The organism is Neoroseomonas lacus (genome assembly GCF_014644535.1).
In the GTDB taxonomy this organism is placed as follows: domain Bacteria; phylum Pseudomonadota; class Alphaproteobacteria; order Acetobacterales; family Acetobacteraceae; genus Neoroseomonas; species Neoroseomonas lacus.
Map to the genome: position 1 here is coordinate 196,995 of NZ_BMKW01000001.1, position 14,193 is coordinate 211,187.

13 protein-coding genes are annotated in these 14,193 nt (G+C 69.0%); 9 read left to right on the plus strand and 4 right to left on the minus strand.

The window, feature by feature from the left end:
• Positions 1–9: 9 nt before the first annotated feature.
• Entirely contained in the window at positions 10–312 is a 303-nt protein-coding gene (locus IEY36_RS00945; protein ID WP_188965038.1) for a putative quinol monooxygenase, read from the minus strand.
• A 219-nt stretch (positions 313–531) separates the two neighbouring features.
• Between IEY36_RS00945 and IEY36_RS00950 the strand changes: the two genes are divergently transcribed.
• From IEY36_RS00950 to IEY36_RS00960, 3 genes are all read left to right on the plus strand, one after another.
• Positions 532–2,604, plus strand: a complete 2,073-nt coding sequence (locus IEY36_RS00950; protein WP_188965039.1) for a methyl-accepting chemotaxis protein — start codon at positions 532–534, stop codon at positions 2,602–2,604.
• A 188-nt stretch (positions 2,605–2,792) separates the two neighbouring features.
• Positions 2,793–4,355: an ABC transporter substrate-binding protein gene (locus IEY36_RS00955; protein WP_188965040.1), complete on the plus strand. Its 1,563-nt coding sequence runs from the start codon at positions 2,793–2,795 to the stop codon at positions 4,353–4,355.
• Between the two features lie 4 nt (positions 4,356–4,359).
• Positions 4,360–5,448 (plus strand): adenosine deaminase family protein, encoded by a 1,089-nt coding sequence (locus IEY36_RS00960; protein ID WP_188965041.1) that lies wholly within the window; start codon positions 4,360–4,362, stop codon positions 5,446–5,448.
• Between the two features lie 274 nt (positions 5,449–5,722).
• Here the strand turns inward: IEY36_RS00960 and IEY36_RS00965 are convergent, their stop codons facing one another.
• On the minus strand, positions 5,723–7,045 hold the full coding sequence (locus tag IEY36_RS00965; RefSeq protein ID WP_373290280.1) for a D-amino acid dehydrogenase: 1,323 nt from the start codon (positions 7,043–7,045) through the stop codon (positions 5,723–5,725).
• A 74-nt stretch (positions 7,046–7,119) separates the two neighbouring features.
• On the opposite strand from IEY36_RS00965, the gene IEY36_RS00970 reads away from it, so the two are divergent.
• Entirely contained in the window at positions 7,120–7,572 is a 453-nt protein-coding gene (locus IEY36_RS00970) for an Lrp/AsnC family transcriptional regulator (protein WP_188965043.1), read from the plus strand.
• A gap of 60 nt (positions 7,573–7,632) precedes the next feature.
• On the opposite strand, the gene IEY36_RS00975 is transcribed toward IEY36_RS00970, so the two are convergent.
• Together IEY36_RS00975 and IEY36_RS00980 are read right to left on the minus strand one after the other, a co-directional pair.
• Positions 7,633–8,493, minus strand: a complete 861-nt coding sequence (locus IEY36_RS00975; RefSeq protein ID WP_188965044.1) for a protein-L-isoaspartate O-methyltransferase family protein — start codon at positions 8,491–8,493, stop codon at positions 7,633–7,635.
• Between the two features lie 11 nt (positions 8,494–8,504).
• A complete protein-coding gene (locus tag IEY36_RS00980) occupies positions 8,505–9,428 on the minus strand; it encodes a dihydrodipicolinate synthase family protein (RefSeq protein WP_188965045.1) in 924 nt (307 codons plus the stop codon).
• Positions 9,429–9,490: 62 nt separating this feature from the next.
• Between IEY36_RS00980 and IEY36_RS00985 the strand changes: the two genes are divergently transcribed.
• From IEY36_RS00985 to IEY36_RS01005, 5 genes are read left to right on the plus strand one after another with little or no spacing between them, the layout of a single operon-like run.
• A complete protein-coding gene (locus IEY36_RS00985) occupies positions 9,491–10,630 on the plus strand; it encodes a 2-methylaconitate cis-trans isomerase PrpF family protein (RefSeq protein WP_188965046.1) in 1,140 nt (379 codons plus the stop codon).
• 57 nt (positions 10,631–10,687) lie between these two features.
• Complete coding sequence (locus IEY36_RS00990) at positions 10,688–11,668, plus strand: Bug family tripartite tricarboxylate transporter substrate binding protein (protein WP_188965047.1); 981 nt, start codon at positions 10,688–10,690, stop codon at positions 11,666–11,668.
• Positions 11,669–11,670: 2 nt separating this feature from the next.
• Positions 11,671–12,516: an amidohydrolase family protein gene (locus IEY36_RS00995; protein ID WP_188965048.1), complete on the plus strand. Its 846-nt coding sequence runs from the start codon at positions 11,671–11,673 to the stop codon at positions 12,514–12,516.
• Positions 12,517–12,520: 4 nt separating this feature from the next.
• Positions 12,521–13,351: an amidohydrolase family protein gene (locus tag IEY36_RS01000; protein ID WP_229680998.1), complete on the plus strand. Its 831-nt coding sequence runs from the start codon at positions 12,521–12,523 to the stop codon at positions 13,349–13,351.
• Positions 13,352–13,389: 38 nt separating this feature from the next.
• Positions 13,390–14,193: an FAS1-like dehydratase domain-containing protein gene (locus IEY36_RS01005; protein WP_188965050.1), complete on the plus strand. Its 804-nt coding sequence runs from the start codon at positions 13,390–13,392 to the stop codon at positions 14,191–14,193.

The following is a 14,193-nucleotide window of genomic DNA, read 5'->3' on the forward strand; positions in this document are numbered from 1 at the left end:
CGTGGCGCGCTACATCTCGCACATGGTCAGGATGCGTTCGGCGATCAGCGGGGTATAGGCCTCGCGCACCAGCGGCATGCGGGGGTTCTGCGTATGCGCCTTCACCGCGGCGCGGTCGGTATAGACCTCGACGAGCATGATGCGGCCTTCATCCTTGCTGCCATCGGCGTTGAGCGGCTGCAGCACCTCGAAGCGCTCGCAACCCGGTTCCTCGGCCTGGGTCAGGCGGGCATGTTCGCGGATCAGCGCATCGAAGGCGGCATGGCTGCCAGGATGCGGGCGGAATTCGACGTGGATGGCGATCTTGGGCATGGCGCTTCTCCCGTTGCGGATGGCGCAGGGTGGCGCGGATCGCGCGCGCCTCCAAGCCCGGGACCGCCGCCACGCCAAATCGCGTCGCCTTGCAGGCGTCGCGGCCACCATGTGGCAATCCATTAACTGCTACGGTGCATCACTGTTCGCCGGCGTGGCGCGATCGGCCCGCCATCCAGTCCGCGGCATGGCGGGCATCAGCGGCAGGAGCATCTCTGCGTGCGCATTCGAACCATTGCGACAACCGCGCTCGGCGGTATCGCAGCAATTGCCCTGGTGGCCGGCGGGCTGCTGCTGCGATCCAACCTCCAGGAACTCGACAAGGCGAACGACGCCACCGCCCTCAGCGCAGTCTTTGCGGGCATCACGCGGCTGCCGCTGCTGGTGGCCGAGGACCGCTCCCGCCTGACCCGCTTCATCACCAGCGACGAGGCGCAGGAGGCGGCCACGCGCGCCCGCTTCGGCGAGGCGCGGAACGAGCTGGACTCGCAAATCAACGCGGTGCGGGGGGCGGTCGACCGGGCCGGGACCATCCTGCCGCGCAGTGTCGGCACCGCCCTGAACGACCTGCAGACCGCCCTTGCCGCCGTGCACCGCGATGCGGAGGCCGGCCGGCGCCTGTCGCGTGACGAAAGGCTGGTGTTGCAGCCCCAGCTCTCGGGACGCACCCTTGTGGCGCAGACGCAGTTCAGCACGCTGATCCCCAGCATCGAACAGCAAATCAGCCGGCTCAGCGCCGACTTGCAGACGCCGGCCGCCATGGCGCGGCTGACGGTGAACCTGCGCGAAGCGATCTCGGGCTTCCTGGTGCCGACCGGCCCGAGCGTGCGCGCCCATCGCGCCGCGACGCCCGAGGAACTGCGCCGCATCGACACCGCCTTCGGCCGTTACGACACGCTGACCGCAGAGATGCAGTCGCGCATGGCCGGCGACGACGCCGCGCCGACCTTGCTGCGTGGCTATGCGACGATGGCCGACCGCGTTCTTGCCCCCAACAAGCAGTTGGTGGACCGCACGGTCGATCAGGCCCGCCAGGGCCCACCACAGACCAGCGAACAGGACTGGAATGCCGCTGTGGATGCGTTCGGCGGCGTCGCTGAACTGCGCGACGTGGCCGCTGCCGTGCTGATGACCGAGGCCGAGGCGGTGCGCGCCCAAGCCTGGCAGGACCTGATCACGGGCCTGGTCGCCCTCGGTCTCGGCCTGGTGGCGCTCGGCATCGGCGGCTGGCTGTTCCGGCGCAAGGTGCTCGGTGCGCTCACCGAGATCACCGCGGCGATGACCACGGTCGCCGCCGGGCGGCTCGATGTCGATGTGCCGCATTTGGGGCGCCGTGACGAGGTCGGGGAACTGGCGCAGGCGCTGGAGACGTTCAAGGAAGCCGGCCTGCGCAGCCGCGCGGCGGAGGCAGCCCGCGAGGCCGAGGAGCGCGCCAAGGCCGAGCGGGCGGCGCGGATCGACAGCCAGGTCAGCAGCTTCGATACCGTAGCGCAGGTCTCGCTGCGGCGCCTGACCGAGGCAACCGAGGCAATGACGCGCGCGGCCGATACCGTCTCGGCGGCGAGCAAGACGACGGGCTCGCGCGCCGGGTCCGTCGCCGCGACGGCCGATCAGTCCTCCAACGAGGTGCAGACTGTCGCAGCGGCGACCGAGGAGCTCAGCGCCTCGGTGGTCGAGATCACGCGGCGCGTCCAGAACGCCAGCAGCATGGCGCAGGAAGCCGTGCGCGAGGCACAGGCGGCCGACAGTTCCGTCCAGGGGCTGGCGGCGGCGGCCAAGGAGATCGGCCAGGTGGTGCAGCTGATCACCGACATCGCGGCGCAGACCAATCTGCTGGCGCTGAACGCCACCATCGAGGCGGCGCGCGCCGGCGAGGCCGGCAAGGGCTTCGCCGTGGTGGCGAGCGAGGTGAAGAGCCTGGCGAGCCAGACCACGCAGGCGACCGAGAATATCTCGCGCCAGATCGCCGAGATCCAGGCGGCGACGGCCGGTGCGGTGACGGCGATCCAGGGCATCGGCCAGCGCATCTCGCAGATGAGTGACGTGTCGGCCGACATCGCCTCGGCGGTCGACCAGCAGGGGCATGCGACGCGCGAAATCGCCGAGAGTGTCCAGCGCACCGCCGTCGGCACCAATGCGATGCGCTCGGAGATCGGCGAGGTCACGCAGTCGGCCGGGCAGATGCATGAGGTGACCGACGAGATGGTGACGGCGATCCGTACCATGTCCAGCGAGTCCGCCGGGTTGCGTGGGGAGATCGGCACTTTCCTCGAACGCATCCGCGCAGCCTGAGGCGGGGCGACGGGGCGCTACGCTGCGCCCATCTGGGCAAGACACGCGCGGCTTGGCCGAGCGGGTCTTGCCTTGTCCTCTTGCCGGCGAGCCGCAGCTTGAACCCCGGCGTGAATCGAAGGACCATCGCGAGATCAGCGCGTGCCACCGGCACAGCGGCACGCCCACGAACCGTCGCGAGGTTTTCCATGCACCGCCGAGCCCTTGTCGCGACCCTTGCCTTGCCGACCCTGCTGTCGCGGGGTGCCGCCGCCCAAGCGAGCCGCGCCGCCACGCTGCGCGTGGTGCCGGAGACGCTGACCACCATCTTCGACCCGCATTTCACCACCAGCTTCACGACGCGCGACGTTGCTTATCTCGTCTATGACACGCTGTTCGCGGTGAATGACCGCTGGGAACCAAAGCCCCAGATGGTCGAGCGCTGGACGGAAAGCCCGGATGGGCGGGATTGGACCTTCACGCTGCGCGAGGGGCTCGCCTTCCACGATGGCAGCCCGGTCACGGCCGAGGATTGCACCGCGAGCATCCGTCGTTGGGGCGCGCGGGATTCGCTCGGCGCCTTCCTGATCGCCGCGACGGAATCGCTCGAGCCGGTGGATGCGCGCAGCTTCCGCTTACGCCTGTCGCGGCCCTTCGGGCTGGTGTTGCAGGCGCTGGCCAAGCCGGGCGCGATGGTGCCGATGATCATGCCCAAGCGGCTGGCCGAGACGCCGCCGGCAAGGCCGGTGACGGAGCCGATGGGGTCCGGCCCGTACCGTTTCGTGGCGTCGGAGTACCGCGCCGGGGACCGCATCGTCTTCGCGCGCAATGAGGCGTATCGGCCGCGGCCCGAGCCCTCGGTCTGGGCGTCGGGCGGCAAGCGGCCGACCTTCGAACGCATCGAGTTCATCGCCCTGCCCGATGTATCGAGCCAGGTGAGCGGGCTTTCCACCGGCGAGGTCGATTACCTCGAACGCGTGCCCGCCGATGTGCTGCCGGTGCTGGAGCGCAATTGCGCGGTGCGGGCGCAGGTCGTCTCGCCCTTTGGGTACCAGGGCATCTTGCGCTTCAACCACACCCAGGCGCCGTTCGACGATGTGCGCGTGCGCCGGGCGGTGATGCTGGCGGTGAAGCAATCGGACTACTTGGCGGCGGTGTCGGGCCGGGCGGAATTCGCGCGCGATTGTCGCTCCATGTATGGCTGCGGCACGCCCTATGAGACCAATGCCGGCATGCCGGCGGCGACCGATTTCACCACGGCGCAGGCGGAGCTGCGGGCATCCGGCGCCGATCTGTCGAAACCAGTCAGCATCCTGCATCCGGCGGATGCGCCGGGCATCGCTGCGTTGGGGCTGGTATCGCAGGATCTGCTGACGCGGCTCGGCTTCACCGTCGATATGCAGACGATGGATCTGAACACCTTCTTCGGGCGGCGGGCGCGGCCGGAGGGGTGGCACATCTTCCACACCACCAACACCGTGCCGGATATGCAGACGCCGTTGCAGAACGCCTATCTCAACGGTGCGGGCGCGCGCGGCTTCGTCGGCTGGCCGGCCTCGGAGGCGGTGGAAGCCGGGCGCAGCGCCTTCGCCGCGGCGGCCGATGAGCCGGCGCGCAAGAGCGCGGCCGAGCAGGTGCATCGCGCCGCGGCCGAAGCCGGCTTCTACATGCCGCTCGGGCAGTTCGTGGCACCCTCCGCCTGGCGGGCGGAGTTGAACGACGTGCCGACCGGCCCGGCGATGTTCCTGTGGAACATCCGGCGCGGAGGTTGAGGCGATGCTGTCCTGGTCGGATTTCCTCGATGCCGTGCCGAAGGTTGAGCTACATTGCCACATCGCCGGCGCGATGCGCGCGACCTCGCTGCATGAGATCGCCGCGGCCAATGGCGTGACGCTGCCGCGCCCGGCCGAGACGCTGTACCAGTGGAAGGATTTCTACGGCTTCCTGGAAGTGCTGCGGCTCGGCGCGCTGGCGGTGACGCGGCGCGAGGATTTCGAGCGCGTCGCCTATGAGTGCATCGAGGACATGCACCGCCACGGCAATGCGCGGCATGTCGAGATCTTCTTCAACCCGCATTACTATGCGCCGAATGGGGCGACCTATCCGCTGATCGTCGAGGGTCTCGCCGCCGGGCTGGAACGCGCCGAGAGGGATTTCGGCGTGTCGTCGCTGATGATTGCCTGCATCGACCGCAGCGTGTGTCTTCCCAGCGAGGCATTGCAGATGCTCGATTGGGTCGCGGCGCATCCGCATCCGCGCGTCGTCGGCGTCGGGCTGGATGGCGCCGAGCGCGGCGGGCCGCCGCTGGTGTGGTTTGAGGCATGGCGGCGCGCCGGGCGGATGGGGCTGTTCCGCACCGCGCATGTTTGCGAGGACAACCAGACCCTCGCCGAAGGCCCGCCCAGCCACGTGATCAACTGTCGGCACGCGCTGGGCTGCGACCGGCTCGACCATGGCTACAACATGCTGGCCGACCCCGACCTTGTCGCGCGCATGGTCGAGGACGGCACGCCCTTCACCATGGCCTGCTGGTCCTCGATCGTGCCGAACCGGGTGCCGCGGCTGGAACGCATCAGGCGGATGGGGGAAGCGGGGCTGAACATCGTACTCGGCACAGACGACCCGACGATGTTCGCGACGACGATCGGGCATGGGTGGCGCGTAGTGTTCGACCATGCGCGGTGGGGTGTGGCTGAGGCGCGGAAGCTGAGCCTGGCCGGCGTCGATGCCTGCTGGTTGCCGGCGGAACGCAAGGCGGCGTTGCGGGAGGCGTTTGTCGCGAGATTGGATGCGCTGGAGGCGCGGGTGGATCCGGTTGATCGGGTGGTCGATCTGGCGATCGAGCGGGCGCGGCCGGGCGCTTGAGGGGGACCAGAGAGGGGCTTTTCCCCTCTCCGGACCTCACCCCACCAAAGGCCTAAGGGCCTCTGGACACCATTTTCCGGTGCGGGGCCGGGCGGGGTTGCAGGAACGACAATGTCGCGTCGTGCCCCGCGCCCAGACGCATTCCTGGTACTGCGCAGCTCTGGTGTTCTGCTGCCGTGAGAGGCCTCTCCCCGCCCAACACGAAGTATTGGTGTCCAGAGGCCCTTAGGCCTTTGGTGGGGTGGCTTGGAGGGGCAAAGCCCCTCCAACCTTTTCACGCCGCCGCGTAGCGCGCCAGCGACAGATCCGCCGCCTCGATCTCCGGCTTCTTGCCGGTGACCAAGTCCGCCAGCAGCCGCCCCGACCCACACGCCATGGTCCAGCCCAGCGTGCCATGGCCGGTATTCAGATGCATGTTGCGGAAACGCGTCGGCCCGACCACCGGCGTACCGTCCGGCGTCATCGGGCGCAGGCCTGTCCAGAAGGACGCCTCGGCGACATTGCCGCCGCGGGGGAACAGATCCGTCACCGAGTGTTCCAGCGTCTCGCGCCGCGGCTTGCGCAGTTGCAGCGAGAAGCCGGCGAGTTCCGCTGTGCCGCCGACGCGGATACGGTCCCCGAGGCGGGTGATGGCGACCTTGTAGGTCTCGTCCATCACGGTGGAGACCGGGGCGCCGGCCTCCTCGCGGATCGGGATGGTCAGCGAGTAGCCCTTCACCGGATAGATCGGCACGCGGACATTCAGCGGCGCCAGCAGTTCCGGCGTGAAGCTGCCGAGCGCGATCACATAGCTGTCGGCCGTCTCGGTGCCGGTGTCGGTGACCACGCCGGTGATGCGGTCGCCTTCGGATTGCAGGCCGCGCACGGTCACTCCGTAGCGGAACGTGACGCCGGCCGCCTCGGCCATGGCGGCAAGGCGCTGGGTGAAGATGTGGGCGTCGCCCGTCTCGTCGCCCGGCAGGCGCAGGCCGCCGAGGAACTTGCCCTGAACGTTCTTCAGCGCTGGTTCGGCGGCGATGCAGCCGGCTGGGTCGAGCAGTTCGTAGGGCACCTTGAAGGTATCGAGCACGGCCGTGTCGTCGCCCACATGATCGAGCTGCTTCTGCGTGCGGAACAGCTGCAGCGTGCCCATCGAGCGTCCGTCATAGGCGATGCCGGTCTCGCGCCGCAGGTCGCCCAGGCAGTCGCGGGAATATTCGGCGAGGCGGACCATGCGCGTCTTGTTGATGCGGTAGGCGGCCTCGGTGCAGTTGGCGAGCATCGAGGCGAGCCAAGTGTAGAGGCGCCGGTCGGCGCGCGGCCACATCACCAGCGGACGGTGGCGCATCATCATCCACTTCAGCGCCTTCACTGGGATGCCGGGGCCGGCCCAAGGCGCGGAATAGCCGTAGGAGAGCTGGCCGGCATTGGCGAAGGAGGTCTCCATCCCGGCCGCCGACTGGCGTTCGAGCACGGTCACCTCATGCCCCGCCCGGGCCAGGTACCAGGCGCTGGTGACGCCGACGACGCCGCTGCCGAGAACGATGACGCGCATGGGGGGCACCCTTTGCCGGATGATGCTGTGATGCGGCGATGGTGTGACGGTTTGGTGTCGCATGTGCTGCGGAATCGCCGCAGATTGCGCCATTACGCTGGCCCTACGCCGCAGACTCTGCGAATTTGCCGCAGATCATGCCAAGCCTCGATGATGCCGACCTTCGAATCCTCCGCGCCCTCCGTCAGGATGGGCGGATGACCAATGCGGCACTGGCCGAGGCGGTGGGGCTCTCGCCCTCGGCCTGCCTGCGGCGGTTGCGGCTGCTGGAACGCAGCGGGGTGATCCGCGGCTATACGGCCATCATCGACGAACCCGAGGCGCGGGACACGGTGACGGTGATCGTGCAGATCACGCTGGACCGGCAGACGGAGGAACATCTCTCGCGCTTCGAGAACGCCGTGCGGCGGCTGCCAGAAGTGCGCGAATGCTACCTGATGACGGGGATGTCGGACTACCTGCTGCGGGTCGAGGTGCGCGACGCGCCGGACTACGAGCGCGTGCACAAAGAGCAGTTGTCGCGGCTGCCGGGGGTGGCGCGGATCCAATCCGCCTTCGCGATCAGACGGGTGATCGGCAGCCGGGGCTAGGGCAGATCGCGCCTGACTTTACCCGGTCAGGCGCGTGAAGATACCCGCTCAGACAAAAGGTTAGGCCGGCTCGGTGGAGAGCCACCACCCATCGCCGGCGAACCAGCAGGAGGCGTCGCGCACCGGATCAAGGCGGAGCGCGCGCACAGCCTCCCAGCCCCCATCGTCGAAGGCGGCGGCGAGGCCGGCGTCAGCCCCGCCGGGCAGGTCCGTCCGGCAGCCGACGAAGGCCGCGCGCTGGATGAAGCGCGCCGGCCAGGCGAGCCCACCCTGGCGCGGCTTGCGCACCAACAGCATGCCGCCATAGCCGCCCTCTGGCTGCAGCGGGAAGATCAGCCGGCCATCCGGGCGCAGCGCTTCCAGCCAGCCCCAGCTCGGTTGCGCCAACCCGGCACTGACATAGATCGCATCGGCCGGCGGCAGGCCCTCCACCGCGCCGGAGCTGGCGACCACGCGCACCCAGGGCATGGCGCGCAGGTTCTCGGTCGCACGCGCGGCAAGGGCGGGTTCGATCTCATAGGCGGTGACCGAACCGCCCTCCCCCACCAGATGCGCCAGGATCGCCGTGTAGTACCCGCTGCCGGCGCCGATATGCAGCACCGCTTCGCCGGGTCGCAGTGCCAGCGCTTCGAGGCAGCGGGCGTGGAGCACGGGCTCGCCGATGTTCAGGCCTTTCGACACGTCCAGCGCGACGAGGTTGTCCTGGTACAGGTAGGCCGGGTCGTCGTCCGGTGTCTGGACGTAAGCCCGGCCGGAGGCGCCGTACACCGGGATCTGCCAGGGACCGGGGCCGGCGAAGACCTCGCGCGGCACGGCGGCGAAAGCGCGCCGCACCGCGCCGGAGGCACCGGCGCGATGGGCGGTGACGGCGGCGAAGAAGTGCCGCAGCCGCGCGCTGCGCGCATCGCCATCCTTGGCCATGCGGGGCGCCGTCAGGCCGCTGCCGCCAGTCGCTCCGTCCGCGCGAGGCGGGCGAGCAGGTAATCCACCTCGCCGGCCGTCTCCTTCGACATCTTCGGCCCCGGCGCGCGCAGGGTGTCGTGGGCGATGATGCCGCGCTTCACCAGCACGTATTTGCGGATGGCGAGGCCAAGGCCCGGCTGCACCTCGGTGCGGATCAGCGGCAGGTGGAGATCGAACAGGTCCTGCGCCGCATCGCGGCTTCCGGCCGCCATCAGCGCACAGACCTTCACCAGCATTTCGGGGAAGGCGTAGCCGGTCATGATGCCATCGGCGCCGCGGGCGAGTTCCTCCGGCAGGAACTGGCCGCCGACGCCGCCGAGGATGGAGACGCGCGGCATCTTGCCTTCGGCCTCCAGGCGGCGGACGGCCGTCAGCTTGTCGAGGCCCGGCCAGTCCTCGGCCTTCAACATCACCATGCGCTGATCCTGCGCCATGCGCGCGATCATCGGTGCGGTCATGGTGATGCCGGTCAGCTGCGGGTAGTCCTGCAGCACGAAGGGCGCGTCCACCACATCCATCGCCTGGGCAATGTAGGAGATGACCGCCTCGTCGCCCTTCAGCCCTGGCGTGGGGGAAACCATGATCCCGGCGGCGCCAAGATCGATCGACCCGCGGGCGATCGCCTTCATCTGCGCGAAGCCGGGCGCGGAAGCGCCGACCACGACGGGGATGCGGCCCGCGACGCGCTTCAGCACGCGATCGACGAAGGCGAGGCTTTCCGCCTCGGTCAGCTTCGGGGCCTCGCCCATCACGCCGAGGATCGTCATGCCCGAGGCACCGGCCGCGATGAAGGCGTCCGTCATGCGGTCGGTGCTGGCGACGTCGATCGCGCCATCCGGCAGGAACGGCGTGGGGGCGATGACGAATACGCCCTTGGCGGATCGGTCGAGCATGGGCATTCCCTTCGCGGCTGGCTATGTGACCCGACCATAGCGCCGAAGCGAGGAACCGTCACATGGACCAGGCCTTCATCCCCGCCGTCTTTCTCCGCGGTGGTTCGTCCAAAGGCGTTTTCTTCCATGCCAAGGACCTGCCGGCCGACCGCGCGAAGCAGGATGCGATCTTCCTCTCGGTGCTTGGCAGCCCGGACCCCTATGGGCGGCAGCTCGATGGGATGGGGGGTGGCATTTCCTCGCTGTCCAAAGCCGTCATCATCGGGCCGCCGACGCATCCCGAGGCCGATGTGGACTACACCTTCGCGCAGGTCGCAGTGGACCGGCCGTTGGTCGATTGGTCGAGCAATTGCGGCAATCTGTCTTCTGCCGTCGGGCCTTTCGCGGTGGATGAAGGCTTGGTGCGGGCGAGCGATGGCGAGGCGCTGGTGCGTATCCACCAGGTCAACACGAAGCGCATCATCCATGCGCGCTTCCTGGTACGCGGCCGGCGCGCGGCGACGGAGGGGGATTTCGTCATGGCCGGCGTGTCGGGCAGCGGCGCGCGTATCCGGCTCGACTTCCTCGCACCCGGTGGTGGCGCGACAGGCACGCTGCTACCGACCGGCCATGCCATCGATGTGTTGGAGCATTGCGGGCGGCGGTATCGTGCGACGTTGGTCGACGCCGCCAATGCCTGCGTCTTCCTCGATGCCGCGGAACTCGGCCTGGCCGGCACCGAAGGCCCCGACGCGATCGAGGCGCAGCCGACCATCATGGCATTGCTCGATGCGCTGCGGCGGGTCGCGGCGGTGCGCATGGGCTTGTGCGCCACGCCCGAGGCCGCGCCGCTCGCGATCCCGAAGGTCGCCGTCGTGTCAGCCCCGGCCAATTATCGCGCGCTGGACGGGCAGACGATCGGAGCCACCACGCATGAAGTCGCGGTGCGCATGATCTCGATGGAACGCGCCCATCGGGCGGTGCCGCTGACCGGCGGCATGGCGCTCGGCGTTGCCTGCCGGATCGAGGGGTCGCTGCCGCAGTTGATCGCCGCGCCGTCTCGGGACGATGAGGTGCGCCTCGCCAACCCCTCCGGCATTCTCTCGGTGGGCGCGGAAGTACGGCGCGACGGTGCCGGCTGGTTCGCTGAAAGTGCGGTGGTCTTTCGTTCCGCGCGGCGGCTGATGCAGGGGTCCGTCGCGGTGCCGACCCGCCTGCTATGACGGGCGCGCGCGGCGTGGCATATCTCGGGGGTCCAGGAAATCCGGAGGAAACATCCGATGACCAGCCGCCGCCAGGTGCTCGCGTTGAGCGCTGCCCTTCTCGCGTCAGGTAAGGCCGTCGCGCAGGCGGCCTGGCCGGACCGGCCCATTCGCGTCATCGTGCCATTCGCCGCGGGCGGCAATGCCGACACCATCGCCCGCCTCCTGCAGCCGCGCCTGCAGGAGAAGCTCGGCCAGCCGGTGGTCGTGGAGAACCGGCCCGGTGCCGGCGGCGGGGTTGGCGCCGATGCGGTCGCCCACGCCCGGCCGGATGGCTATACGTTGCTGATCGGCTCCAACGGCCCGCTTTCGGTGAACCCAGTGGTGCAGGCGCACCTGCCCTATGACGCCGCCAAGGATTTCGCGCCGATCGCCATGGCGATGCAGGTGCCGCATTGCCTCGTCGTGCAGCCCAATGCGCCTTATCGCACCGTGTCGGATGTGGTGGAGGCGTCCAAGCGCACCCCTGACGGATTCGGCATCGGCACGGCCGGGGTGGCGAGTGCGACGCATCTCTCCCTGGAGGCCTTCAAGGCGCGGACGGGGGCGAACCTGCTACATATTCCCTATCGCGGCGGCGGGGCGGCGATCCCGGATTTCATCGCCGGGAACCTACCGATGCTGTTCACCGAATTTTCCACCGCCCTGCCGCTGCACAATGACGGCAAGGCGCGCATCGTCGCCGTGGCCTCGGCCGAGCGGCTCGCCGCGCTGCCCGATGTGCCGACGATGAGCGAGCAGGGCGTGGAGGGCTTTACCGCCGGCTCCTATGTCGGGCTGGTGGCGACCGCGGGCACGCCACCCGAGGCGATGCGCAAGCTAGGCGATGCGATGGCGGCCATCGTGCGCGAGCCTGAATTCCGCCGCCGCATGGAAGCGATGGGTGGCGAGGCGGCGTCCGCCGCGCTCGCCACGCCGGATGGCTTCGCCAGCTATATCGCGGCCGACCTTGCCGGCTCGCGCGTCATCGCGCGCAGCGCCAATATCCGGGTGGAGTGACCATGCGCGAAACACCACCAGGCGCGACCGACTGCCATTGCCACATCTTCGGCCCGGCGGCGCGGTTCCCCTATGCCGAACCGCGTTCCTACACGCCGGAGGATGAGACGCTCGAGGACTATCTCGCGCTGCTCGACCGGCTGGACCTCGATCGCGGCGTGATCGTGCAGCCTTCCGCCTATGATCGCGACAATGCGTGCACACTCGATGCGCTGCGGCGCGCGCCGGATCGGTTGCGCGGCGTCGCGGTGGTCGGCGTGGAGGCGACGCCCGACACGCTGCGCGCCATGCATCGCGATGGCATCCGCGGGTTGCGCGCCAATGAATACCGGCGCGACGGCGCCGCCGCGTATCATGGCGGCGTCCGGCTGACGGAGATTGAGCCGTTCTTCCCCATAATGGAAGAACTCGGCTGGCACCTGCAACTGTGGATCGATGCGCGGCATTTGCCGGAACTGGAACCGCGTCTGGCCAAGGTGCCGGTGCCGATCGTGGTGGACCATATGGGGCGGCTGCATCACAGCCATGGGACGAACGACCCGGGCTTCCAGGCGCTGCTGCGTGGCGTGGGCGCTGGGCGGTACATGGCCAAGCTGTCGGGCACCTATCGCCTCGGCGCCGTGAAGCCGGACTACATCGAGGCCAAGCCCTTCCACGATGCGCTGGTCGCGGCGAATCCCGATGCGCTGGTGTGGGGCACCGACTGGCCGCACCCGCGCCCGGATGGCGGACGGCCGGATGCAGCGCGGTTGCTGCGCGTCTTCCTCGACTGGACGACCGACCCTGTGCAGCGACGGAAAATCCTGACGGATACGCCGGCGCGGCTCTATGACTTCCCGCGAGGCTGAGACGATGCGCCGTCCGAGTTTCACGTTGCCGCCCGGCACTTGCGATACGCATGTGCATGTCTGGGGGCCTTTCGATAGGTTCCCTGTCGCGAAGGGCGCGCCCTATACGCCGCCCGAACGCAACAAGGCGGACTTGCTGGCGCTGCATGCGCGGCTTGGCGTGCAGCGCTGCGTCATCGTCCAGACATCGGTGTACAAGGCCGACAACCGCGCGATGCTCGATGCCATCGCCGACAACCCCGTTACCTATCGCGGCGTCGCGCTGGTGGATGAGAGCTTCGGGGATGCCGAGTACAAGGCGCTGCATGATGGCGGCGTGCGCGGCGTGCGCTTCGGCTTCGTGAAGCATCTCGGCGGCATCCCGGATCTCGACCTGGTGCGTCGCACGGCGCATCGGATCGGCGAGATGGGCTGGCACCTCGTACTGCATCTCGACGCCGCAAATATCCCTGACTTTGAGGTGCTGTTCCGCGCCTTCCGCTTGCCGGTGGTGGTCGATCACATGGGCAGGCCACCGGCACAGGATGGGCTGGAGCAGGCGCCGTTCCGCATCCTGCTCGACCTGCTTAAGGCGCCGAACTGGTGGGTGAAGGTGTCGGGGTCCGAGCGCATTTCCGCCGAGGGGCCGCCTTTCCATGACGCCGTTCCCTTTGCGCGCAAACTGATCGAGGTCGCTCCCGACCGCACGCTGTGGGGCACCGACTGGCCGCACCCCAATGTGCGCTGGGAACCTGATGAGGCTGATCTCGTGGACATGCTCCCGCAATTCGGCGACGAGGCCGCGCTGCAGCGCGTGCTGGTGGACAACCCCGCGCGGCTCTACGGTTTCCAATGACCGGTGACATTCATGAATGGGTCGGCCGCAAGCGTCGCGTGAGCGACGAAATGGCCACGCCGCTGGTGCGCCGCATGGCGGCGCTGACCGACCGCAGCGACGTCGCACTCGACCGTGGCGCGCCGGTGCCGAACCATTGGCTCTCCATCCTGTTCGACGATGCGGCGCCGCAATCGCAGCTCGGCCGGGACGGGCATCCGACGAAGGGGGATTTCCTGCCGCCGGTCCCCCTGCCCCGCCGAATGCTGGGCGGGCGGCGCGTGACCTATCACGCCGCGCCGCGCGTCGGCGACACGCTGGAACGCGAAACCGAGATCGCCGCCATCACGCCCAAGGTCGGGCGCTCGGGGGCGATGATCTTCGTCATGCTTCGCCACTCCATCACCGGCCCGAACGGGCTGGTGGCGGTAGAGGAACAGGATACCGTCTATCTCGAAGCCAAGCGCAACGCGCCCGCACCGGTCGAAAAGCCGATCGTCACGCCGAACAGCGCCTGGCGCGAGCCATGGACGCCGAGCCCGGTGGTGCTGTTCCGCTTCTCGGCGCTCGCCTTCAACGGCCACCGCATCCACTACGACGCGGATTACGCGCGCGATGTCGAGGGCTATCCGGCGCTGATCGTCAATGGCAGCGTCAGCACGCTGTTCCTGTTCGAGGCGTTGCTGCGTCGCGCGCCGGGCAAGCAGATCCGCCACTACGAGGCCCGCACCATGCAACCCGTCTTCTGCGACCGCCCGGCCTTCCTGTGTGGCGAGGCACCCGATGCCGAGGGCAAGCAGGCCCTGTGGGTCGAGGCCGCGGACGGCGCCATGGCGATCCGCATCGTCACGAGGGTCGGCTGA

Coding starts and splice junctions, on each gene's coding strand:
- IEY36_RS00975 (WP_188965044.1), bottom strand. CDS start 8,493: ATGGCCAAGGATGGCGATGCGCGCAGCGCGCGGCTGCGGCACTTCTTC.
- IEY36_RS01000 (WP_229680998.1), top strand. CDS start 12,521: ATGCGCCGTCCGAGTTTCACGTTGCCGCCCGGCACTTGCGATACGCAT.
- IEY36_RS00990 (WP_188965047.1), top strand. CDS start 10,688: ATGACCAGCCGCCGCCAGGTGCTCGCGTTGAGCGCTGCCCTTCTCGCG.
- IEY36_RS00965 (WP_373290280.1), bottom strand. CDS start 7,045: ATGCGACACCAAACCGTCACACCATCGCCGCATCACAGCATCATCCGG.
- IEY36_RS00980 (WP_188965045.1), bottom strand. CDS start 9,428: ATGCTCGACCGATCCGCCAAGGGCGTATTCGTCATCGCCCCCACGCCG.
- IEY36_RS00985 (WP_188965046.1), top strand. CDS start 9,491: ATGGACCAGGCCTTCATCCCCGCCGTCTTTCTCCGCGGTGGTTCGTCC.
- IEY36_RS00995 (WP_188965048.1), top strand. CDS start 11,671: ATGCGCGAAACACCACCAGGCGCGACCGACTGCCATTGCCACATCTTC.
- IEY36_RS00960 (WP_188965041.1), top strand. CDS start 4,360: ATGCTGTCCTGGTCGGATTTCCTCGATGCCGTGCCGAAGGTTGAGCTA.
- IEY36_RS00945 (WP_188965038.1), bottom strand. CDS start 312: ATGCCCAAGATCGCCATCCACGTCGAATTCCGCCCGCATCCTGGCAGC.
- IEY36_RS00970 (WP_188965043.1), top strand. CDS start 7,120: ATGCCAAGCCTCGATGATGCCGACCTTCGAATCCTCCGCGCCCTCCGT.
- IEY36_RS00955 (WP_188965040.1), top strand. CDS start 2,793: ATGCACCGCCGAGCCCTTGTCGCGACCCTTGCCTTGCCGACCCTGCTG.